General features: G+C 64.9%; 23 protein-coding genes. 10 read left to right on the top strand and 13 right to left on the bottom strand.

The window, feature by feature from the left end; translation table 11 throughout:
• Positions 1–118 precede the first annotated feature (118 nt).
• Positions 119–775 (bottom strand): glutathione S-transferase family protein, encoded by a 657-nt coding sequence (locus tag C513_RS0106930; RefSeq protein WP_018715316.1) that lies wholly within the window; start codon positions 773–775, stop codon positions 119–121.
• A gap of 205 nt (positions 776–980) precedes the next feature.
• On the opposite strand from C513_RS0106930, the gene C513_RS0106925 reads away from it, so the two are divergent.
• On the top strand, positions 981–1,610 hold the full coding sequence (locus C513_RS0106925; RefSeq protein ID WP_018715315.1) for a hypothetical protein: 630 nt from the start codon (positions 981–983) through the stop codon (positions 1,608–1,610).
• A gap of 45 nt (positions 1,611–1,655) precedes the next feature.
• Here C513_RS0106925 and C513_RS13675 read toward each other — a convergent pair whose 3' ends face one another.
• Positions 1,656–2,402 carry a copper resistance protein NlpE gene (locus tag C513_RS13675; RefSeq protein ID WP_018715314.1) on the bottom strand — a complete coding sequence of 249 codons (747 nt, stop codon included), beginning with the start codon at positions 2,400–2,402 and terminating at the stop codon, positions 1,656–1,658.
• A 123-nt stretch (positions 2,403–2,525) separates the two neighbouring features.
• The gene (locus tag C513_RS0106915) at positions 2,526–4,151 is read right to left on the bottom strand and encodes a peptide chain release factor 3 (protein WP_018715313.1); all 1,626 of its coding nucleotides are present in this window, start codon (positions 4,149–4,151) and stop codon (positions 2,526–2,528) included.
• A 184-nt stretch (positions 4,152–4,335) separates the two neighbouring features.
• Here C513_RS0106915 and C513_RS0106910 point away from each other — a divergent pair, with 184 nt between their 5' ends.
• Together C513_RS0106910 and C513_RS0106905 are read left to right on the top strand one after the other, a co-directional pair.
• A complete protein-coding gene (locus C513_RS0106910; protein WP_018715312.1) occupies positions 4,336–5,163 on the top strand; it encodes a hypothetical protein in 828 nt (275 codons plus the stop codon).
• A gap of 155 nt (positions 5,164–5,318) precedes the next feature.
• Complete coding sequence (locus tag C513_RS0106905) at positions 5,319–5,810, top strand: Dps family protein (RefSeq protein WP_018715311.1); 492 nt, start codon at positions 5,319–5,321, stop codon at positions 5,808–5,810.
• A 3-nt stretch (positions 5,811–5,813) separates the two neighbouring features.
• On the opposite strand, the gene C513_RS0106900 is transcribed toward C513_RS0106905, so the two are convergent.
• Positions 5,814–6,479 carry a histidine phosphatase family protein gene (locus C513_RS0106900; RefSeq protein WP_018715310.1) on the bottom strand — a complete coding sequence of 222 codons (666 nt, stop codon included), beginning with the start codon at positions 6,477–6,479 and terminating at the stop codon, positions 5,814–5,816.
• Positions 6,480–6,512: 33 nt separating this feature from the next.
• Positions 6,513–7,460, bottom strand: coding sequence for a tRNA 2-thiocytidine(32) synthetase TtcA (ttcA, locus tag C513_RS0106895; protein ID WP_026320638.1), 948 nt, complete (start codon positions 7,458–7,460; stop codon positions 6,513–6,515).
• Between the two features lie 231 nt (positions 7,461–7,691).
• On the opposite strand from ttcA, the gene bfr (C513_RS0106890) reads away from it, so the two are divergent.
• The 4 genes from bfr (C513_RS0106890) (at position 7,692) to C513_RS12905 (ending at position 10,446) form a co-directional block, all read left to right on the top strand.
• Positions 7,692–8,159, top strand: a complete 468-nt coding sequence (gene bfr / locus C513_RS0106890) for a bacterioferritin (RefSeq protein ID WP_018715308.1) — start codon at positions 7,692–7,694, stop codon at positions 8,157–8,159.
• Positions 8,160–8,171: 12 nt separating this feature from the next.
• Entirely contained in the window at positions 8,172–8,639 is a 468-nt protein-coding gene (gene bfr / locus C513_RS0106885) for a bacterioferritin (RefSeq protein WP_018715307.1), read from the top strand.
• A 72-nt stretch (positions 8,640–8,711) separates the two neighbouring features.
• Complete coding sequence (gene fumC, locus C513_RS0106880; RefSeq protein WP_026320637.1) at positions 8,712–10,091, top strand: class II fumarate hydratase; 1,380 nt, start codon at positions 8,712–8,714, stop codon at positions 10,089–10,091.
• 106 nt (positions 10,092–10,197) lie between these two features.
• Positions 10,198–10,446, top strand: a complete 249-nt coding sequence (locus C513_RS12905) for a (2Fe-2S)-binding protein (RefSeq protein ID WP_018715305.1) — start codon at positions 10,198–10,200, stop codon at positions 10,444–10,446.
• On the opposite strand, the gene C513_RS0106870 is transcribed toward C513_RS12905, so the two are convergent.
• Both C513_RS0106870 and C513_RS0106865 read right to left on the bottom strand, forming a co-directional pair.
• Entirely contained in the window at positions 10,418–10,834 is a 417-nt protein-coding gene (locus C513_RS0106870; protein ID WP_018715304.1) for a dihydroneopterin aldolase, read from the bottom strand. The genes C513_RS12905 and C513_RS0106870 overlap by 29 nt on opposite strands.
• Positions 10,831–11,643 carry an SDR family oxidoreductase gene (locus tag C513_RS0106865; RefSeq protein WP_018715303.1) on the bottom strand — a complete coding sequence of 271 codons (813 nt, stop codon included), beginning with the start codon at positions 11,641–11,643 and terminating at the stop codon, positions 10,831–10,833. Before C513_RS0106865 ends, C513_RS0106870 begins: the two co-directional genes overlap by 4 nt.
• Before the next feature lie 70 nt (positions 11,644–11,713).
• On the opposite strand from C513_RS0106865, the gene C513_RS0106860 reads away from it, so the two are divergent.
• Positions 11,714–12,838, top strand: coding sequence for a class I SAM-dependent methyltransferase (locus C513_RS0106860; RefSeq protein WP_018715302.1), 1,125 nt, complete (start codon positions 11,714–11,716; stop codon positions 12,836–12,838).
• A gap of 12 nt (positions 12,839–12,850) precedes the next feature.
• On the opposite strand, the gene C513_RS13670 is transcribed toward C513_RS0106860, so the two are convergent.
• From C513_RS13670 to C513_RS0106845, 3 genes are all read right to left on the bottom strand, one after another.
• On the bottom strand, positions 12,851–14,254 hold the full coding sequence (locus tag C513_RS13670; RefSeq protein ID WP_018715301.1) for a sensor histidine kinase: 1,404 nt from the start codon (positions 14,252–14,254) through the stop codon (positions 12,851–12,853).
• An 18-nt stretch (positions 14,255–14,272) separates the two neighbouring features.
• On the bottom strand, positions 14,273–14,974 hold the full coding sequence (locus tag C513_RS0106850) for a response regulator (protein ID WP_018715300.1): 702 nt from the start codon (positions 14,972–14,974) through the stop codon (positions 14,273–14,275).
• Between the two features lie 172 nt (positions 14,975–15,146).
• On the bottom strand, positions 15,147–16,442 hold the full coding sequence (locus tag C513_RS0106845; RefSeq protein WP_051084412.1) for a multifunctional CCA addition/repair protein: 1,296 nt from the start codon (positions 16,440–16,442) through the stop codon (positions 15,147–15,149).
• 91 nt (positions 16,443–16,533) lie between these two features.
• Between C513_RS0106845 and C513_RS0106840 the strand changes: the two genes are divergently transcribed.
• On the top strand, positions 16,534–17,331 hold the full coding sequence (locus tag C513_RS0106840) for an enoyl-CoA hydratase (RefSeq protein WP_018715298.1): 798 nt from the start codon (positions 16,534–16,536) through the stop codon (positions 17,329–17,331).
• Here C513_RS0106840 and C513_RS0106835 read toward each other — a convergent pair whose 3' ends face one another.
• Complete coding sequence (locus C513_RS0106835) at positions 17,332–17,814, bottom strand: acyl-CoA thioesterase (RefSeq protein WP_018715297.1); 483 nt, start codon at positions 17,812–17,814, stop codon at positions 17,332–17,334.
• A gap of 187 nt (positions 17,815–18,001) precedes the next feature.
• Between C513_RS0106835 and C513_RS0106830 the strand changes: the two genes are divergently transcribed.
• Positions 18,002–19,741 (top strand): hypothetical protein, encoded by a 1,740-nt coding sequence (locus C513_RS0106830; protein ID WP_018715296.1) that lies wholly within the window; start codon positions 18,002–18,004, stop codon positions 19,739–19,741.
• A 52-nt stretch (positions 19,742–19,793) separates the two neighbouring features.
• Here C513_RS0106830 and C513_RS0106825 read toward each other — a convergent pair whose 3' ends face one another.
• On the bottom strand, positions 19,794–20,630 hold the full coding sequence (locus C513_RS0106825; protein WP_026320634.1) for an undecaprenyl-diphosphate phosphatase: 837 nt from the start codon (positions 20,628–20,630) through the stop codon (positions 19,794–19,796).
• 527 nt (positions 20,631–21,157) lie between these two features.
• A partial coding sequence (locus C513_RS0106815; protein ID WP_018715293.1) for an integrase core domain-containing protein occupies positions 21,158–21,358 on the bottom strand: 201 nt, incomplete at its 5' end.

The following is a 21,358-nucleotide window of genomic DNA, read 5'->3' as shown; positions in this document are numbered from 1 at the left end:
CGCGCCGTTTTCGGAGTGGGAGCGATGGTACTGGAGGAAATTGGTCGAGATATAGCGGGTTAACCCTTGGTGCGGGCGAAAAAGTGCAACCCGCCAGATGAAAAGGTGCAACCCGTGTTCAGATCGGGTCGTGTACGCCGCGCAGATGCGCCAGTTCGGCTTCGTCCAGGGCTGCGGCGTGGGCGTAAGCCGGGCGGTCCGTGCAGAGTTGTACGTAATCCTCGAACAGGCCGCGCCGGGCCACGGTGCCAAACTGCATGCCCCAGTGCAGCTGGGAGGCCAGGTACAGGTCGGCGGCGCTGAAGTCCTGGCCGCACACAAAAGGCCCCTGCTGGCGCAGTTGCTCCAGCAGCGTGGCCAGGGTGCGCATCACGTCGTCATGGCTGCCATAGCCCACCATGCCGGCCTTGTCGGGCGGTGCCAGCAGGCCCAGCGCCTTGCCGGTCACGGCGGCCTCCATCGGGCCGGCCACAAAGAACAGCCAGCGGTAATAGCTGCCGCGGCGGGCATCGTTCACGGGCGGGGCCAGCTTTTCCTCGGCATGCAGATCGGCCAGGTAACACAGGATGGCGGCGGTTTCGGTGACCACCAGCGGGCCGTGTTGCAGCGTCGGCACCTTGCCCATGGGGTTGAGCGCCAGGAATTCCGGGGTCTTCATGCCGCCCTGGTAGTCCAGCACCACGGTGTCGTAGCTGGCGCGGCATTCTTCCAGCATCCAGCGGACCATGCGGCCCCGGGACATGGGGTGGGTGTAGAAGACAAGACGATGGTTCACGGCAGGCTCCTGGAAACGGGGTGGGCAGGGGATGACCGATGCAGGCCGGCCGCAGCAGCCGGCAATAGCTGCATGGTACCTCCGGCATGGGGACAGGGGTGTGACAATTTCCAGCTGCCGGACGGGCCTGGCAGGCCGGCACAGCCAAAGACCTGCTGCCCTGCCGTTACACTAGACGGCTTGTCTCCCCATTCCCCTGCATCACATGGAACACCTCTTCAGTCTGCTGCTGGTCCTGTGGCTGGGCCTGTCCTTCTGGAATCGCCAGGAACAGCGCAAGCGCATGGCCTTGCTGGCCGAATACCTGCGCCCCTACCAGATCGAAAAACAGATGGAAAGCCTGATGAACGGCTACCTGCGCGTGCTGGGCGAGCAGGACCCGGTACGGCAGGAGCAGGTCTGGGGCGTGTTGCAGGACACCGAACGCAGCCTGCAGCGCCAGTTCAGCGCCTTTGTGGCCGATCTGCAGCGTGCCGAAGGCGATACCCGCATGGCGCCGATTCCGTATCAGGCCGCGCTGGGCCGCTATCTGGGCACGGAAGGCAGCTTTGACCTGCGCGAAGTGATGCAGGTGCATGCGCGTGGCATTCTGGCCTGCCAGGCAGCGGATACCGAAGAAGATGCCGAATCGCGCAAGCGCCGCGCCTTTGCCATGACGGCCGAGCTGATGCTGATGCAGCACAGCTGCCACTGGTATTGCCGCTCGCGCGCGCTGGCTTCGGCGCGGCTGCATGCACAGCACAAGACCTCGTACGGCCAGGTGCTGGCGGCGGTCACGGCCGGTACGCGCCAGGCCTACAGCCGCCTGCCGGGCATGCCGGCTGCCGGGCGCTGAGGCTGCGCTGACGCAGCCCGGCCCCGCAGCGGGCGGCCGACTCCGTTATCGGGCCGCGCAGTAGGTTTGCATGACCTCGGTCATGACCTTGTCCTCGGGCGTGACCGGGATATCGTGACCCTGGCCGCGCATGCTGTCCAGCAGCTTGCCCTGCAGGTGGCTGCGGCTGTAGTAGCGCACATCGTTCATGCGGTAGCTCTGCTGCTTGCAATTCAGCACGAAGCGGGCTGCCAGCGAGCGGTGGCCGAGCTGGGTGGCGTGCTGCATGTTCCAGATGCCGTCAAAGCTGACCTGCTGGCCGGCCGCCTGCCGGGGCTGGAGCTTGCGCGGATCGATCAGCAGCTCTTCCTTCTGACCGGCGTGGCGGTGCATTTGCTGCAGGCGGTAGTCCTCGGCCAGCTTGCCGGTCTGGCGGCCCTGGCTGCCCTGCAATTCCACATAGCCTTCGCTGACAAAGTAGCGCTGGCGGTCATTGCGCGCCGAGAGCTGGATCACGGAGCCACTCTTGTCCCAGCGGAAACGCTGGTTGCGCGTGGCTTCGCGGTAGGTTTCGCCCTTGTGCTCGATCTGCTGGTACAGGTCGTAGCGCTGCTTGTCGCGCAGCACCAGCAGGGTCTGGTAGCCGCTACCGGAACCCGAGGGCAGGGTGCCGATATAGGTCCCGGCCCAGTCCAGCGCATTGCGCGCGTTGTGGCCATCAGGCGGGGTGGCGGCCGTGGCAGACAGGGACAGGCCGAAGGCGGCAACAGCCAGTGTTGCATGCAGGCGGTAACCAGGCGCATGTCGCATCATAAGGTTCTCCTTGAAAGATCACAGTATTGAACCTTGTGATTATCCGCCTGCGCCTGGCCGCTGCCTACGGGCAGATGTGAACAACGGTAAACCGGCCTGGTGGCCGGCTCCATGCATCCGCCATCAGGACGTGCCGAGTGACAGCCCCGCGTGCTCGCGCAGCGGGTGGAAGTGGATCCTGGGAAAGCGCTCCTGCGCCAGCCGCACGTCATACGGGCTGGTGCACAAAAAGGCCAGCGTGTCGGCGGCATCGTGCGCCATGCGCATCGGATAGGCGTTTTCGAATTCGCGCAGTTCGGCCGGGGTATCGGCGGTGATCCAGCGCGCGCCGGTGTACTGGCAGCCTTCCAGCCGCACCTCGCAGTCGTACTCGGTTTTCAGGCGGTGCTGCACCACCTCGAACTGCAGCTGGCCGACTGCTCCCAGCAGCATGTTGCCGCCGGCATCGGGCTTGAACACCTGGATCGCGCCTTCCTCACCCAGCTGCATCAGACCCTGCTGCAGCTGCTTGGTGCGCAGCGGGTTCTTCAGCACCACGGTCATGAACATCTCGGGTGCGAAGAAGGGCAGGCCGGTGAACTGCAGATTGGGGCCGTCGGTGATGCTGTCACCCAGCTGCACGCCGCCGTGCGTGGTAAAGCCGATGATGTCGCCGGCGTAGGCTTCTTCCACCGCCTCGCGGCGCTGAGACATGAAGGTCACCACGCTGGTCGGGCGCAATTCCTTGCCGGTGCGCTGCACCTTCATCTTCATGCCGGGCGTGTACTTGCCGCTGGCCACGCGCACAAAGGCGATGCGGTCACGGTGGTTGCTGTCCATGTTGGCCTGCACCTTGAACACCACGCCGGCAAAGCTCTCGTCATCGGGCTGCACGATGTGTTCCTCGCGGTTGCGGTTGACCTCGGCATAGGCCAGGCGCGAACCGGGCGAGGGCGACATGTCGACCACCGCATCCAGCACTTCCATCACCCCGAAGTTGTTCACACCGGAGCCAAAGAACACCGGCGTCAGCTTGCCGGCCAGAAAGGCCTCATGGTCCCACTCGGCCGAAGCGCCCACCGCCAGCTCCATGCTCTCGATGGCATCGTCATAGGCCTTGCCGAAGCGCGCGCGCAGCGAGTCGCTATCGCTCAGCGGAATCACCTCGAAATCCTGCGGACGCTTTTCGCTGCCGGCCTGGAACACCGTCATGCTCTGCGTGCGCAGGTTGATGATGCCGCCAAAGCTCTTGCCCTGGCCCACTGGCCAGGTGATGGGGCAGCAGGGCATGCCCAGCTCGCGCTCCACCTCGTCCAGGATGTCGAGCGGGTCACGCACCTCGCGGTCCATCTTGTTGACGAAGGTGATGATGGGCGTATCGCGCTGGCGGCAGACCTCGATCAGGCGGCGGGTCTGGGTTTCCACGCCGTTGGCGGCATCGATCACCATCAGCGCGCTGTCCACGGCTGTCAGCACACGATAGGTATCTTCCGAGAAGTCCTTGTGGCCGGGTGTGTCCAGCAGGTTGATCACGTGATCGCGGTAGCTCATCTGCATCACCGACGAGGCAACCGAAATGCCGCGCTGCTTCTCGATCTCCATCCAGTCCGAGGTGGCATGGCGGCTGGCCTTGCGACCCTTCACCGCGCCGGCGATCTGGATCGCGCCGGAGAACAGCAGCAGCTTCTCGGTCAGGGTGGTTTTACCGGCATCCGGGTGGGAGATGATGGCAAAGGTGCGGCGACGGCGGGTTTCGGAGGCGTAGGACACGGGATCGGGTTTTGGGAAAGATAGAAAAAAGCCGCGCAGGGGCGGCTGGAGGCGCGAACATCCGGGACACAGGACCCGGATCGCGTGCAAAGTCATGATTTTACTGTGGTACGCTCATTGCGGCTAGCCACCGCCAGCCTGACCCCGGGCGGCGGCGTGGCTCCCCTTTACCTGTGTGATGCCCATGAACCGATTCCGACATGCCAGTCTGTCCTCCCTGCTGGGCTTGCTCCTGCTGACGGGCTGCAGCACCAGCCTGGAGCAGCGTGCCGCCCAGCCCCTGCCGGCTGTGGCCCAGCAGCGCTTCGATGCTGTTGCGCAGCGTATCCAGACCTATGCGCTGCCGGACACGCACAAGGCGCTGTTCCTGCAGCATGCGCGCGCGGTGGAAGCGGATACGCGCTATCAGGGCATCAGCCTGCTGGATGGTCTGGGCTTCAGCTTCATGGAAAAACGCCATCCGGATACCTTGTTCTGGCATGGCAAGCCGCCGAGTGAAGGTGGCGCACCGCCCACGCTGCTGGAGCTTGGCCTGGTGCGCCTGCCGGCGTCGGCCTGGCGTCAGCAAGTCGCTCTGACCCGGCCCTTTTTGCGCACCCTGCAGGCCGACGATTGCCGTGTCATCACCTCCGACCTGATCACGGCAGGCGACTGGATGCGCATGGAGCTGCGGGCGCTGTCTGCCATGTCCACCACCGAGCTGGATCAGGCCCTGCAGCTGACGCGTGACGCCATGCTGGCCGCAATCCGGCAAAGTCCGGCGGTTGCCAGGCCGGATACGGCAGGCCTGGAACGGGCGCGCGCCCAATTCGCCCGTCTGGTAGCCGACGAGCTGCAGCGGCATCCGGAGCGTTACCCGATGGCAGGATACGACGAACACGCCATGGGCCGCGCCATCAGCAGCATGTTCTGCAACCCGGAGCTGGACATGGTCGGCAAACTGCTGGCGCTGCCGGAGCCCGAGGGCAACCAGCTGTTGCTGGAGTTGCTGCTGGAGGCGGTGCAGCCGTGAGTGGACGGGCTCGGTGGCGGGAATGGCCAGCCAGCCATAAATCCTGTCTAAGACCGTCATAAGTGCACATGCGCAGCAAGTCAGGCTCCGGTCCTTACAATGAAGTCATCACGACAGCGGGTACCGCTGTTCCCCACTTTGACAAGGAGCACTTCATGGCCAAGAAAAGCATTTCCCTACCCGTCAACATCGGCATTTCCGACGCCAACCGCAAGAAGATTGCCGAAGGCCTGTCGCGCCTGCTGGCCGACAGCTACACGCTGTACCTGATGACGCACAACTTCCACTGGAACGTCACCGGCCCGCAGTTCAACAGCCTGCACGTGATGTTCATGGACCAGTACACCGAGCAGTGGAACGCCCTGGACGTGATCGCCGAGCGCATCCGTGCCCTGGGTTTCCCGGCACCGGGCACCTACAAGGAGTTTGTCCAGCTGGCCTCGATCGAGGAAGTGGAAGGCGTGCCCAAGGCCGACGACATGATCCGCCACCTGGTGCTGGCGCAGGAAGCCACCGCCCGTACCGCGCGCGAACTGTTCCCGGTAGTGGACAAGGCCAATGACCAGCCCACGGCCGATGTGTTGACCCAGCGCATCGACGTGCACGAAAAAACCGCCTGGATGCTGCGCAGCCTGCTGGAAGCCTGATTCTCAGCGCACGCTGCTATCCTGCAGCGGCGCGCCCTCCAGCGCCTCCAGATGCCGCGTGTCGCCCCAGCCGATCAGCGTCAGGCCTTCGGGTGTCCACAGCAGGCGGTTGATGGCGCAGTTGGGCAGGTACCAGGTGCGCGGGGCCTGCAGGCCCTGGCGGGTGGCAGCGCGGTACAGCACATCCAGCACGCCGCCATGCGTCACGATGGCCACATGCTCGCCATTGTGCTGGCGGCCAATTTCCAGCACGGTCTGCACGATGCGGTCACGCAGTTGCTGCAGCGATTCGCCACCGCCAGGCGGCTCCCAGGCCGGGTCGCGCTTGCGCCAGCGCAGCGAGTCCTGCGGGTAGTGCTGTTCGAAATCGATGAAGCTGCTGCCCTCGATGGCACCAAAGTGGCGCTCGCGCAATTGCGGCGTGCGCGCCACCGGGGCGCCATGCGGGGCGGCAATGGCCTCGGCCGTTTCGGCGGCCCGCAGCAGATCACTGCTGTAGACATGGTGGATCGGGCTGTCGGTCAGTACCTGGGCCAGCAGCCGTGACTGCTGGTGCCCCACGGCATTGAGCGGGATGTCGGTATGCCCCTGGATGCGCCGTTGGGCATTCCAGTCGGTTTCGCCATGGCGAATGATCAGCAGGCGGGTGGCGGCGGCGACAGAGGACATGCCGGCATTATCCCTGCTTTGGCACGGCTGCGCTCAGCCGCGCGCCAGCGGAATGCTGTCGGCGTCAATGGCGACCAGCGGCGGAATGCGCTCTTCCTCGTCAAAGGCCTTGTCGCCATCGGCATCGGGAATGCCGGTGATCTGCAGATCGGCAAAGTTGTGCAGCTTGCGGTCCAGCAGGTGACTAGGCACCACGTTTTGCAGCGCGGTCAGGATCAGCTCGGTGCGGCCGGGGTACTGCTTTTCCCACTCCTTGAGCATGTTGCTGACCTGCTTGCGCTGCAGGTGCTCCTGGCTGCCGCACAGGTTGCAGGGGATGATGGGGAACTGCATGTGCTCGGCCCAGGCCAGGGTATCGGCTTCCTTCACATAGGCCAGCGGGCGGATCACCATGAACTCGCCGTTGTCGGTTACCAGCTTGGGCGGCATGCTCTTGATCTTGGCGGCAAAGAACAGGTTCAGGAAGAAGGTGGCCACGATATCGTCGCGGTGGTGGCCCAGCGCGATCTTGTTGCAGCCCAGCCGGCGCGCCACCGTGTACAGTGCGCCGCGGCGCAGGCGCGAGCACAGGCTGCACATGGTCTTGCCCTCGGGCACCACGCGCTTGACCACGCTGTAGGTGTCCTGGGTTTCGATATGGTAGGGCACGCCCACGCTGTCCAGGTAGGCCGGCAGCACGTCGGACGGAAAGCCCGGCTGCTTCTGGTCCAGGTTGACCGCCACCAGCTCAAAGCGGATCGGCGCGCGCTTCTGCAGCTTCATCAGCACGTCCAGCAGGGTGTAGCTGTCCTTGCCGCCGCTCAGGCACACCATCACCTTGTCGCCTTCCTCGATCATGTTGAAGTCGACAATCGCCTGGCCGACCTGGCGGTTCAGGCGTTTTTCCAGCTTGCGCATCTCGCGTAGCTGGCGCGCCTCGGGAGAATCCTTGGCAGGCTTGGTGGCGGGCGGGGCGTCGGAAAGCGGCAGGGTGGCAGACATGGGCAGCACAGGGCGGCCCGCTAGGGCGCGCATCATCAGGTAAACCCATGATTTTACGAGGCGGGACATGACCCGTCCAGCGACCTGTGTACTGTCTGCCACTGGCCGCCGGGCCGTTGCGGCATCAGGAGATATCCTGAAGTTGCTGTCGGCATGCAGCCTGTTGCAGACGCCTGCCGGCATTGCAGGTATGCTTGTTGCCATTCCCATCACAACCAGAAGAGGCACCCCATGAAAGGTCATCCCGAAGTCATTGCTTATCTCAACACTCTGGTGGCTGGCGAACTGGCAGCACGCGACCAGTATTTCATCCACTCCCGCATGTACCACGAGTGGGGCTACGACAAGCTGTACGAGCGCATCAACCACGAGATGGACGACGAAACCCAGCATGCCAGCGCGCTGATCCAGCGCATTCTGATGCTGGAAGGCATGCCCGACATGGTGCCCGAGGCGCTGGTACTGGGCAACGATGTGCCCTCCATGCTGCAGGCCGATCTGGAAGTCGAGCTGCGCGTGCGCGATGCGCTGAAAAAGGGCGTGGCCCTGTGCGAACAGCACCAGGACTATGTCAGTCGCGAAATGCTGGTCGAACAGCTCAAGGACACCGAGGAAGACCATGCCCACTGGCTGGAGCAGCAGCTGCGCCTGATCGATCAGGTGGGCCTGAAGAACTACCTGCAAAGCCAGGCCAGCTAAGGAGGCGTCATCATGAAAAGCCAAGCCGCCATCCACAAGCAGCTCAATGCCGTGCTGGGCGATTCCCTGATCGCCATCAACCAGTATTTCATGCATGCGCGCATGCTCAAGAACTGGGGCCTGGACGGACTGGGCAAGCAGCTGTACGAGCAGTCGATCGAGGAAATGAAGATGTCGGACAAGCTGGTCCAGCGCATCTTCCTGCTGGACGGCCTGCCCAATCTGCAGGATCTGGGCAAGCTGCTGCTGGGCGAGGATGCCCAGGAGGCGCTGGAATGTGATCTGCGCCTGGAACAGAAAAAGCACCAGACCCTGGTCGAGGCGATTGCCTTTTGCGAGGCGGAGCAGGACTATGTGTCGCGGGCGCTGCTGGTCGAGCTCAAGGATGAAAACGAGGAGCACATGGACTGGCTGGAAACCCAGCTGGACCTGATCGAGGATCTGGGCCTGCAGAATTACCTGCAAAGCCAGATCGGCTGAGTCTGGTCAGCCCGCAACGGGCGATGTCGATCAGGGCAGCCGTGCCTGCCCGCAACAGGGGAGGGGATGGTCATGGAATACCGTCTGGAACACGACAGCCTGGGGCCGGTGCAGGTGCCGGCCGATCGCCTGTGGGGCGCGCAAACGCAGCGCTCGCTGCACTTTTTTGCCATATCCACCGAACGCTGCCCGCCTGCCTTCGTGCAGGCGCTGGCGCGGGTCAAGCAGGCCTGTGCGCGCGTGAATGGCGCGCTGGGCGAGTTGCCGCCCGAAGTGGCGCAAGCCGTGGCGCAGGCGGCGCAGGAGGTCATGGATGGCCAGTGGGCCGACGAGTTTCCGCTGTCGATCTGGCAGACCGGCTCCGGCACCCAAAGCAACATGAACATGAACGAGGTGCTGGCGCACCGGGCCAGTCAGCTGCTGCAGGGGCAGGCGGTACACCCGAATGACCATGTCAATCGCAACCAGTCCAGCAACGACATTTTTCCCACGGCCATGCATGTGGCGCTGGCCGGTACCTTGCAGCAGCAGCTGCTGCCGGCGCTGGACGGGCTGGCCGGCACACTCGAGGCCAAGCGCGATGCCTTTGCCCACATCATCAAGATCGGGCGCACCCATCTGCAGGATGCCACGCCCTTGACGGTGGGGCAGGAGATCTCCGGCTGGGCGGCGCAACTGCGCCAGGCGGCCATCCAGGTGCGGGCTTCCTTGCCGGGTCTGCAGGCGCTGGCAGTGGGTGGCACGGCAGTGGGCACCGGGCTGAATGCGCCTGAGGGCTTTGGCCAGGCCGTGGCAGCCGAACTGGCGCGCAGCACCGGACTGCCTTATGTGCAGGCCGACAACACCTTTGCCGCCCTGGCCAGCATGGACCCGGTGGTGCAGGCGCATGGCAGCCTGAAAACCCTGGCCTGTGCCCTGATGAAAATCGCCAACGATGTGCGCTGGCTGGCCAGCGGCCCGCGTGCCGGCATTGGCGAGTTGCGCATTCCGGCCAACGAGCCCGGCTCATCCATCATGCCGGGCAAGGTGAACCCGACCCAGTCCGAGGCGCTGACCATGATCGCGGCGCAGGTGCTGGGCAACGATGTGGCCATCGGCATCGGCGGCGCATCCGGCAATTTCGAGCTGAATGTGTTCCGGCCCATGGCCATGCACAACGCCATGCAGAGCGTGCGTCTGCTGGCCGACGGCATGCGCAGCTTTGACCAGCATTGTGCGCAAGGCATCGAGGTGGAAGAGGCGCGGGTGGCCGAACTGCTGCAGCGTTCGCTGATGCTGGCCACGGCGCTGGCACCAGTGATCGGTTACGACCAGACCGCCAGGGTGGCCTTGCAGGCGCACCGCGAGGGCCGCACCTTGCGCGAGGTGGCGCTGGAGCTGGGCGTGGTCACGCCGGAGCAGTTTGACCAGCTGGTGGACCCGGCGCGCATGCTGGGACCGCGCCCGGTGTAGCCTGGATACAACCCTGATGTCGACAGGGTTTGAGAATAAAAACAATTATCAATTAAGATGCGGCTTATCGCAGCACCTGCTGTACTTCCCGTATCCGGAATCGACCATGATTGTTTGTCTTTGCCAGCGCGTATCCGACCGTGACATCGCCCGCCATGCACGCAACGGCATGAGCTTTGACGAGATCCAGCTGGAGCTGGGCGTGGCCACCCAGTGCGGCTGCTGCGGCGAGTGTGCGCGCGACATCGTGTCGCAATGCCACGCCCAGACAGCGGCGCTGCATCGTGCCGGTGAGCCGGTGACGAATCTGGCCGGCGAGCCCGGCTTCAACCCGGTAGAAGTGCGGCGTCCTTGAGGCGGAACACCTCCACGCCCACGGCATCGCAGTCCGGATAGACATCCGGCTTCTCGGTCGACACCCGCACTGCCCGCACCTTGGGGTGGGTGAGCAGGGTGTCGGCCACATCATCACACAGGGTTTCCTGCAGCTCGATATGGCCGGCGCCGACGCGGGCGGCAATGGTGCGACGGATGAAGTCGTAATCGACGACCTCATGTACCTTGTCCTGCACTGGCGTGGATTCACTCAACAGCACGTACATGTCCACGTTCACGCGCACGCGCTGCGGGCCGAGCTTTTCAAAATCGTGCACGCCGATGTTGATGTGCACCTCGTAATCGCGCAGAAACAGGCGGCGGCAGGTCAGGGCCAGGGATTCGTTCCAGTGGGTAGGCGTGTTCATGGGGTGGGGGGCAGGTGTTGCTGGAGCAGTTCATCCACCACGAACATGATGTCGCGCGGCAGGGGAACCAGGTGCTGGCCATTATCCACGCACAGCGTGCTGCCGGTGATGGCCGGGTTGTCGGCCAGGAAGACACAGGCCCGGGCCACATCCTGTGGATCCAGCGGGCGGCGCAGCAGGTTGGCGCGGCTGGCAGCGGCAAAGTTGGCATCGGTTTGCGGACCGCTGACCAGCATCAGGCCGGGTGCCACGCCGCAGACGCGGGTGCGCGGGGCCAGCGCCTGGGCCTGCAGTTCCACCGCGCGTTCCAGCGCCAGCTTGCTGACCGAGTAGCTGAAATAGTCCGGATTCAGGTTGTAGACCTTCTGGTCCAGCACATGGATGGCGATGCAGGCGGCCACGGCATCGGCCGGGTGCTGGGCCGCCATCTGGCGGGTCAGGTCCAGCGGCGCGAGCAGATTCACTTCCAGTTGCTGGCGCGCCAGTGCAAGCGGGAAATCGTGGCCGCCATCGGCATCGAACATGGAGGCGTTGTTGACCAGGGCCTGCAGCGGGCCGTGCTGTTCGGCAATCGCCTGCATCATGGCCTGGCGCTGGGCGGCATCGGCCAGATCGGCCTGATACAGCGTGATGGGCGTGCCGGCATCGGCCAGCTGCTGCTGCAGGGCAAGGGCTTCGCGGGCGCTGTGCTGGTAGTGGCACAGCACCTGCCAGCCGGCGGCGGCAAAGGTCTGGCACAGCACGGCACCCAGGCGGCGGGCACCGCCGGTGATCAGCACGGTACGGCGGGCGTCGGTCGTGTGGGTCATGCGGGTGAATCAGGGGAAAAAGCGGTTGCGGGGCCGGCAGGGAAGCGGCGTTCGATGGTAGATTGCTGCCATGTCGATTCCGCTGTCTTCCCGTCCTGCATCCGGTGCGCCGGATGCTGCCCTGTCTGCCATGATACGCGCTGCCGTGCACGATGCCGGCGGCTGGCTGCCGTTTGACCGTTTCATGCATCTGGCGCTGTACGCGCCGGGGCTGGGCTATTACGCGCATGGCAGCCGCAAGCTGGGCCGGTTGCCGCAGGACGGCAGCGATTTTGTCACGGCGCCCGAGCTCAGCCCGCTGTTTGGCCAGACGCTGGCGGTGCAGGTGGCCGAGGCCTTGCAGGCGACCGGCACGGACGAGGTCTGGGAGTTTGGTGCCGGCAGCGGCGCGCTGGCGGAGCAGGTGCTGGACGGCCTGCAGCAGCAGGGCGTGGCGCTGCGCCGTTACACGATTGTCGATGTCTCCGGCAGTCTGCGCGCACGCCAGCAGCAGCGCCTGGCGCGCTTTGGCGGCATCGTGCAGTGGGCCGATGCGCTGCCGGAGCAGATGCGCGGCGTGGTGCTGGGCAACGAGGTGCTGGATGCCATGCCGGTGCAGCTGTTGCACCGCGTGGCCGGTGTCTGGCACGAGCGTGGCGTGGCCTGCACGGCCGATGGCCAATGGATCTGGGAAGACCGGCCCACGGCGCTGCGCCCGCCGCTGGACGTGCCCGGCGACCATGACTACCTGACCGAAATCCATCCGCAGGGCGAGGCCTTCATCGCTACCTTGGCGCAGCATCTGCAGCAGGGGGCGGCCTTCTTCATCGATTACGGCTTTGGCGAGCGCGAGTACTACCATCCGCAGCGCGACGGCGGTACCCTGATGTGCCACCAGGGTCACCGCGCCGATGACAACCCGCTGCTGGCGGTGGGAGACAAGGACATCACCGCCCACGTCAACTTTACCGGCGTGGCGGTGGCGGCACAGCAGGCCGGGCTGGAGATTCTGGGTTACACCAGCCAGGGCTGGTTTCTGCTCAATCTGGGGCTGGCACAGCGCATGGAAGCCTCTGACCTGCCCACCCGCACCATGGCGCAGAAGCTGCTCATGGAGCACGAAATGGGCGAGCTGTTCAAGGTTATCGGCCTGTGCAAGGGCGAGCCCTGGGCGGCGCAGGGTTTTGCCGGCGGGGACCGGCTGCGCATGCTGTAAGTCACGGCCGGCTCAGGCCACTGCGGCGGGCAGGCACATGCGCACCAGCAGCCCGCGGGGCTGCCGCAGCACGGCCTCCACCCGGCCCTGGTGGGCCTGGGCGATTTCCCTGACCAGCGCCAGTCCGATGCCGTTGCCCTGGTTGTCATCGCAGGTCCAGAAGCGTTCGAACAGGTGCTGCAGCTGCTCCGGCGTGACGCCTTTGCCGTTGTCCTGCACTTGCAGCACCAGCATGCACCGACCCTGTTGCGAATCGGCATGCACGCTGACAACGGCTTCGGTGGCGTGGCGGGCGTGCTTGATGACGTTGTCCAGCAGGTTGCCCAGCGCCTCCCGGATCAGTTCCGGGTTGCCGGCCATCAGGCCCTGTGCCTCGCCTTCGTAGCTGATCTCGATGCCGGCATCGGCGGCCGGGCCGGCCCATTGCAAGGCTACCTCGCGTGCCAGTTGGGGCAGGTCAAAGGGCACGGCTCCCAGCGAGCCATTTTCGTAGCCGCGTGACAGCATCAGCAGCTGACGGATCAGCGTGGCACCGCGTTCCGCGGCCTGCAGAATGTGCTGCAGGCGCTGGCGCACCTGCTGCGCATCGGTGTCGTCCAGCGCCAGCTCGGCCTGGTTCATGATGCCGGCAATCGGCGTGCGCAGCTGGTGGGCGGCATCGTTCAGGAACTGGCGTTCGCGCTGCACATGGTCGCCAATGCGTTGCAACTGCTGGTTCAGCGTGTCCTCCAGATAGCGGATTTCACGCGGTGGCTTGTCCACATGGATAGGGCCGGGCTTGCTGCTGTCCAGCTGGCGGATGGCGGTGACCAGATTCGCCAGCGGCTGCAGGCCACGGCGCACGCCCAGCAGCACGATCAGGCTGAACACGATGGCGACCACCACCGTGGAAATGGCCATTTGCAGTCCCAGGTCCCGGACACGCCAGTTGATGACAGGGGCAAAGTGCACCGATTGCACCAGCATGCGCTTGTCTCCGGCACGCTCGGGCGTGATCAGCAGTGAGGTCACCTGCTGCCGGCTGCCCTGGTCCCAGATGGTGTGCACGCGCACTTCGCAGCCATCCTGCTGGTAGCGCCAGGCATCCTCCGGCACCGGGATCGGCGGGCCCCCCACGCTCAGCAGCGTGGGCAGGGTGTTGAAGCGGAAGTGCGGGTGGCCATGGCTGGTAGCAGTGGAAAACAGGGTGCTGGCCAGCTCCATCCGGGACAGCGATTGCTGCAGCGGGGCATCGGGCTGGTACATGCGTCCGATGCGGCACAGCTCATCATGGGCGTGCTCCACCAGGTGGTTGCGGTGCGTCAGGTTGTGCATCAGCAGGCTGGCCAGCAGTCCCAGCCCGCCCAGCACCCAGGCCGGTATCAGCAGCCAGCGCAGCAGCGAGCCGCGGATGGTTTTCTGTGTCAGCGCCCCCATGCCGCCCCCTGGCTGCCCTTAGCGGTTGCGCAGCATGTATCCCAGTCCGCGTACCGTGCGGATGGTCACCGGCGAATGCTCCAGCTTCTTGCGCAGACGGTGGATATAGACCTCGGGCGTGTTGGTTTGCATCAGGTTGGCGGCCGCATCGGCGTCCTGTTCCCAGGCGGCAATGATCTGGGCGCGGCTGATGGCATTGCCGAAATGTTCGGTCAGCAGGCGCAGCAGCGTCCATTCACGCGGGGCCAGCTCAAGCTCCTGATCCTGCAGCCAGGCGCTGCGTCCGACCGGGTCCAGGCGCAGCACCGGCGGTGCGCTGCTGTCCTGCGGGGCCAGCACGGCAACAGGCGCCTGCAGGTTGGAGCGGCGCAGCAGGGCCTCGATGCGGGCCTTGAGTTCGGCCATGGCAAAGGGCTTGATCAGGTAGTCATCGGCTCCGGCGCGCAAGCCGGCTACCCGGTCCTCGATATTGATACGGGCGGTCAGCACCATCACCGGCAGGGTTTCATCACGCTGGCGCAACCAGCGCAGCAACTCCAAGCCGTCCAGCAGCGGCAGCCCCAGATCCAGCACCAGGCCATCGAACTTGTGCTCCTGGAGCAGCTTCTGCGCTTCCAGCCCGGTGGTGGCAGTGCTGACCTGGTAGCCGCATTGGCTGAGCTTGCTGGTCAGGGCGTCCAGGAGAATGGTGTCGTCTTCTACAACCAGAAAGTGGGGCATGAGAGAAAAGGGCTAAACGGGATTCCGGAACCGGCATGGAAATGCTACCTGCATTGCTAGTGTAGCGTACCGCTGATCCGCAGACCATGGGCGGCAGCACAAGATATCCGGCAGCCTGCTGCGTGCCGGAGCTGGACGAGGCACGCTTGCCCCGGTGTCCGCAACAGCCTTGTCAGGCCTGCGCGTCAGCGTCCTGCAGCAACTGCACGCGCGCGGCGTGGATGGCCTGGCGGATCTGTTCCCCGGGGTTGGCCGGGCGCGTCCCATCCGGGGTCTGCCACTGTTGCTGCAGCTGGCGTGCGATGGCGCCTTCGTCCAGCGTGCGCAGCCGGTCCAGCGCAGCCTGCAGGCGTGCCGCCTGCGGGTAGGGGCGTTCGGCAAAACCGAGCCGGCCGCGGGCATCGCATGCGCAGGCCAGCAGCACCTCGGCAAAGCGTTCCGGCTGGCGCAGCGCGTCGCAGCGCTCCAGCAGACGCACCGTGGCTACCGGTGAAAACTCCAGGCTCTGGTGGATGTTGCCGTGCTCGCGGGCCACCACTTCGGCCAGCTCGCGGCAGGCGACCGGCACGCGCAGGCGTTCGCACAGCCCGCGCAGCAGTTGCACGCTGCGCTGCTCGTGGCCGATATGGCGTGGCAGCACATCCGCCGGCGTGGTGGCCTTGCCCAGGTCGTGACACAGGCAGGCAAAGCGCACGGTCAGCGGCGTCTGCAGCCGGGCCGCCATGTCCAGCACCATTTCCAGATGCACGCCGGTATCGATTTCCGGGTGGTACTCGGCGCGTTGCGGCACACCGTACAGGGCCGCCACTTCGGGCAGGATGCGCTGCAGTGCACCGCTGGCACGCAGTTCCTGCAGCATGCGCGACGGGCGCTGCTCCAGCAGGCCGCGGCTGATTTCCTGCCAGACGCGCTCCGCCACCAGGTGATCGGCCTCGCCGTCCTCCACCATCTGCTGCATCAGTGCCAGCGTTTCCGGGGCGGTGTGGAAGTCGCTGAAGCGTGCGGCAAAGCGCGCCAGGCGCAGGATGCGTACCGGATCCTCGCCAAAGGCATCGGTCACATGGCGCAGCACACGCTGCTGCAGGTCGCGCTGACCCTGGAACGGATCGGCCAGGCTGCCGTCTTCGGCCCGGGCGATGGCGTTGATGGTCAGGTCGCGGCGCGCCAGGTCTTCTTCCAGGGTCACGCCGGGATCGGTATGGATGGCAAAGCCCTTGTAGCCGCGCGCGGTTTTGCGTTCGGTGCGCGCCAGCGCGTATTCCTCGTGCGTGTCCGGGTGCAGGAACACCGGAAAATCCTTGCCCACCGGCACAAAGCCGTGCGCCACCATCAGCTCCGGCGTGGCCCCGACGACAACCCAGTCGTGGTCCTGCACCGGCAGGCCGAGCAGGGTATCGCGCACGGCACCACCCACCATGTAGATGCGGGCACCAGGCAGGCGGGGAAGGGCGGGTACGGCAGCGGTCATGACGGGAAAAGGCAGGTCTTGCGGGTAACAGCCCATGGCGGGCCGGAGTGTCCCAGTGTATCCTGTAGCGCGTTTTGTCACTGGAGTCCGCATGAGCAGTACCGCTACCCCCGCCGATGAACCGTATGTGCAACTGGAGCGCGCCGACGGCGTCTGCACCCTGTGGCTGAACCGCCCGCGCCAGTTCAACCCCTTGTCCGAAGCGATGATGGGGGCGCTCGAAGAGGCCCTTGCCGATATCGCTGCCGACAGCAGCATCCGCTGCGTGGTGATCGCCGCGCGCGGCAAGGCCTTCTGTGCCGGCCATGACCTGCGCGAAATGCGCAGCCAGTATCGCAAGGACTACTACCAGACCCTGTTTGCGCGCTGTGCGGCGCTGATGCAGTCAATTGTGGCGCTGCCGGTACCGGTGATTGCGCGTGTGCATGGCGTGGCCACTGCAGCCGGTTGCCAGCTGGTGGCCACCTGCGATCTGGCGGTGGCGGCAGAAGAAGCGCGCTTTGCCGTATCGGGCATCAATGTCGGCCTGTTCTGTGCCACGCCCTCGGTGGCGCTGTCGCGCAATGTGGGCGCGAAGAATGCCTTTGACATGCTGGTGACGGGCCGCTTCATCGATGCGCCCATGGCGCAGGATTGGGGCCTGGTGAACCGCGTGGTGCCGGCCGGGCAGCTCGATGCCGCGATTGCCGAGTACACCAGCAGCATCTGCGCCAAGAGCCCGGCAGCGATCCGCCACGGCAAGGCCATGTTCCAGCGCCAGCGCCAGCTGCCACTGGCCGATGCCTATGCGCTGGCAGCCGAATCGATGGCCTGCAACATGATGGAAGACGATGCCGCCGAAGGCATCGACGCCTTCCTGGAAAAGCGCAAGCCGGTGTTCAGGAACTGATCAGGATTCCTCGCGAATTGCCGCGTAACGCTGCTCCATCTCGCGGCGCATGGTCTTGCGCAGCTCGGCGGCGGCGTAGCGGCGCTTTTCTTCCGGCGTGAACGGGCGCAGCGGCGGCACGGCGGTCGGCTTGCCGCTCTCGTCCACCGCCACCATGGTGAAGAAGCAGCTGTTGACGTGGCGCTTGTCCTGGGTGCGGATGTTTTCGGCCAGCACCTTGATGCCGATTTCCATGGAGGACGAGCCGGTGTAGTTGACAGCAGCCAGCAGCGTCACCAGTTCGCCAACGTGAATCGGCTGGCGGAATACCACCTGGTCCACGCTCAGCGTCACCACATAATGGCCGGCATAGCGGCTGGCGCAGGCAAAAGCCACCTGGTCCAGCAACTTGAGCAGATGCCCTCCGTGCACATTGCCGGAGAAGTTGGCGGTATCGGGCGTCATCAGCACGGTCATGCTGAGCTGGTGGGCAGGAAGGTCCATGGCGGTCAGGGCAGGGTCCACAAGGGATGCGTTGGCAGAAAACCCGATTGTGGCATGCCCCTGAATCCCCGGGGAGTTGTGGGTCTGGCCGTCAGGCCCGGTGCGATGCCTTGTCATGAGCTGTCCTGAAGCCTGCATAATCTGCGCCAACAATTTTCAATTTCATATGTCATCTGGAGCCAGCATCATGTCCACCCATCCTGTCCGCCGTCATGCCCGCCTGTTGACCCTGCTCCCCCTGGCCGGCTCGCTGGGTGCCTGCAGCAGCTTTTACGACACATACCCGACTGCTGCCTCGGCGGCCTGGGCCAGCATGCGCCAGCAGCAGGAGGCGACCAGCTACCGGGTTCAGAGCGAAGTCCGGCTGGAAGATGTCGAACTGTCGCAATCGCTGCAGGAGCTGGCCGAATCGCTGATGGGCGCAGAGGGCGAGGAGATCCTGGCCAGTGGCGAGGCGGGGACGGCGCTGGGCGCTGCGCGCGAGGCCTTGCGCGGCATGGCCGGCAAGGCTCCCGTCGATGCGTCCCGTGAGGGTGAGCCCGCGACAAGAATCGCCAAGCCGCAGCAGAAGCCTGCCGACGGCAGCGATGCAGATGCCGATGAAGACATGCTGGCCGGAATCGCGGCCGACAACCGCGAACTGGACCTGCTGGGCGTGGTGGGCAACCTGGGCAGCGGCTATCTGCACATGCTGCGCAACATCCGGTTCCAGGGCGATACCGTGGTGGATGGCAGCACTGGCCGTATCGAGCATGTGTCCGGCATGGATTACCGTACCCGCACCTCCAGCCAGAGCTACCACATGCCGTTCCTGGTGGATGTGCGCAATCGCCAGCTGTACTGGGACGCCGAAGCCATCAGCATGCTGATGAACCCGGTCACGCGTGACAAGCCGATACGCATCGGTCTGGGGCCGCTGAACCGGAAGGTGGATGCGATGAAGCTGTACGGCATCCTGCGCCAGCAGCGCAGCTATGCGCTGGAACATGCCGATGCCGGAGCGATCGGCTACGAGCCGCTGGAAGACGGTCCGCAGGTGCCGGGAGCCTATCGCAAGATCCGCTACCAGGTGCCGCTGCGTACCGCGCTGCTGCAGAACCGCAATTTCCTGCGTGACAACCGGGACGGCATCGTGCAAACCGTGCGCGAAGACAGGAACCGTGAAAAGGTCGGCCAGCTGCTGGATGTGCTGGTCGGCATGGGGGGCGGCCTCCAGAAGCCGTCGCAGGCAACCGCAGCTGCAGCGCAGCTCCCGGATCAGGCTGACACTCCGGCAATGGACAGGCTCAGCGGGGACAGCGCCCCGAACGCCACGCCGGATGCCACGGTCAGCGCGGAATCCGGCAGCCACGCCGATGCGGTCGAGGACGCGCCTGGCAGCCTCGACAAGATCGTGGCGCGCACGCTGGACGATTCCACCATCACGCAGTGGCTGTGGCTGGATCGCCGCGGCCGCCTGCTGCGCGAGGACAAGCGCTACGACCTGCACCTGGGCGACGAAGAGGACTATGTGAAGGTCAAGACCATGGGCAGCAGAATCTACGGTGACGTGCCATCCGGGCCGGTGGCCAGAATCCAGCCGGAGCAGGCGGTCAGCCTGCGCGAGGCGGTCAAGGGTTCACTGATGGGCTACATGCTGGCCAGCATGCATGACGATGTCAGCGCACGCACGCAGACAGATGATGTGGCCTGGGCGGAAGACGGTGACAGCGCTCATGACGCTGCCGTGGAGGCTGCCGAAGCAGCCGTGACCGCGGCCCAGGCCGCGCTTCTGGCTTCCGAGGCAGCAGACGCCGCAACGGAGGAACAGGCTGATGGTACGGTGGCTAGCCTGGAAGAAGCCCGTGCGGCTTATGCAGCGGCACGGGCGGAACAGGCGGTGGATGCGCAGGCAGCAGCCGTGGCAGAACCGGCAGCGCAGGAGTGACAGCAGCCTGGATGACAGGCAGCCCGATGCGGCTGCCCTGTCAGGCTTGGCCTCAGGGCGTCAGCACGCCCATGTACAGCAGCAGGAACACCAGCAGGCCCAGCACGATGCGGTAGGCCACAAAGGCAAAGTAGGAGTTCCTGGAGACAAACTTCAGGAACACCACGATCACCGCATAGCCGGTGACAAAGGCGATCAGTGTGGCCAGTGCCGTCGGGCCGGGGGCAATCGGACTGCCTACCTGGAAGCTGCGCAGCAGCTGGTAGCCGCCGGACAGCAGCACCGCCGGGACCGCCAGCAGAAAGGAATAGCGCGCCGCCGCTTCCCGCGTGTAGCCCATCAGCAGGCCGGCCGTGATGGTGCCGCCCGAGCGCGAGACACCCGGAATCAGCGCCATGGCCTGCGCAAAACCGAAGATCAGGCCGTCGCGCCAGCTCAGTTCGGCCAGCGTCTGGCGCTGTTTGGCTATGCGGTCGGCCAGCCACAGGAACAGGCTGAACACGATCAGCATGGTGGCGGTGATGTAGAGGTTGCGCAAATGGGTTTCGATCGCGTCCTTGAACAGCAGGCCCAGAATGGCAATCGGCAGGGTACCCAGCAGGATCAGCCAGCCCATGCGCGCATCGGCATCCATGTGCCGGCCCTTGCTCAGCACCGATTGCCACCAGGACTTGAGAATCGCCCACAGCTCATGGCGGAAATAGATCAGCACCGCCGCTTCGGTGCCGATCTGGGTGATGGCGGTAAACGCCGCGCCCGGGTCACCGCCCGAAGGCAGCAGCGGACCGACAATGCGCAGGTGTGCGCTGGAAGAAATCGGCAGGAATTCGGTGAGTCCCTGCAGCAGGCCGAGGAAGGCGGCTTCTGCGTAGGCAGCAAGAGAGGTCATGGTATGGAGGGTTCGGCTACGGAAAATGCCGCAACGCAGCATGAGGCTGGTGCGGCAGGGCTCATCATACGCAAAGATGGAGCGGGCTGACAGGGGCTGGGCGTGTGCATGCCCGGCCCTGTTCCATGCCAATAAAGTCTGAGACAACTCTTGGAGGGGGCGGGGGTTTCCAAGTGCCCAGTTTACCGGGCCAGAGTCTGAGACAACTCACCGAGAGCCCAGCAGACCCCACGGCCTTCGGGCAAAAGAGTCTGAGACAACCCGTTTAGCTGCATCGACGACCTAGGTCTTCACGCGATACCCGTGCTGAACAGCAATGCGCCGTATGTCACGCACCTCATGCGCAGATTCATGAGATCCGAGCAAGGCTTCCAACGCATCCGCCATCGCAGCCAACTTTACCCCGTGACGAACGCTTGCCTCCTGATGATCATGCCCTGCTGGGACATGAAAACTGAGAATTTCTGCCTCATCCATGGTGAAGAACCATAGAGCCCGGGTGTAGCCTCCTCGAATTCTTGAGCCAGTCAGAAGTAGAGGTTGGGGAATTGTGACACACGGTATTCGACGGGCGGGATTCGACCCAATGATTCGTGTGGCCGGTGGTGGTTGTACCGGTGCAGCCAGTCCTGCGTCATCTGCCGTACTTCATGCAGTGAGTCGAACACATAGCAGTCCAGCACTTCGGTGCGATAGGTCTTGTTGAATCGCTCGACATAGGCATTCTG

The organism is Allobrachymonas chironomi DSM 19884, from assembly GCF_000374625.1.
GTDB classification, from domain to species: Bacteria; Pseudomonadota; Gammaproteobacteria; order Burkholderiales; family Burkholderiaceae_C; genus Brachymonas; species Brachymonas chironomi.
The sequence above is the reverse complement of the archived record's forward strand: the minus strand, read 5'-3'. Positions and strand labels throughout refer to the sequence as shown.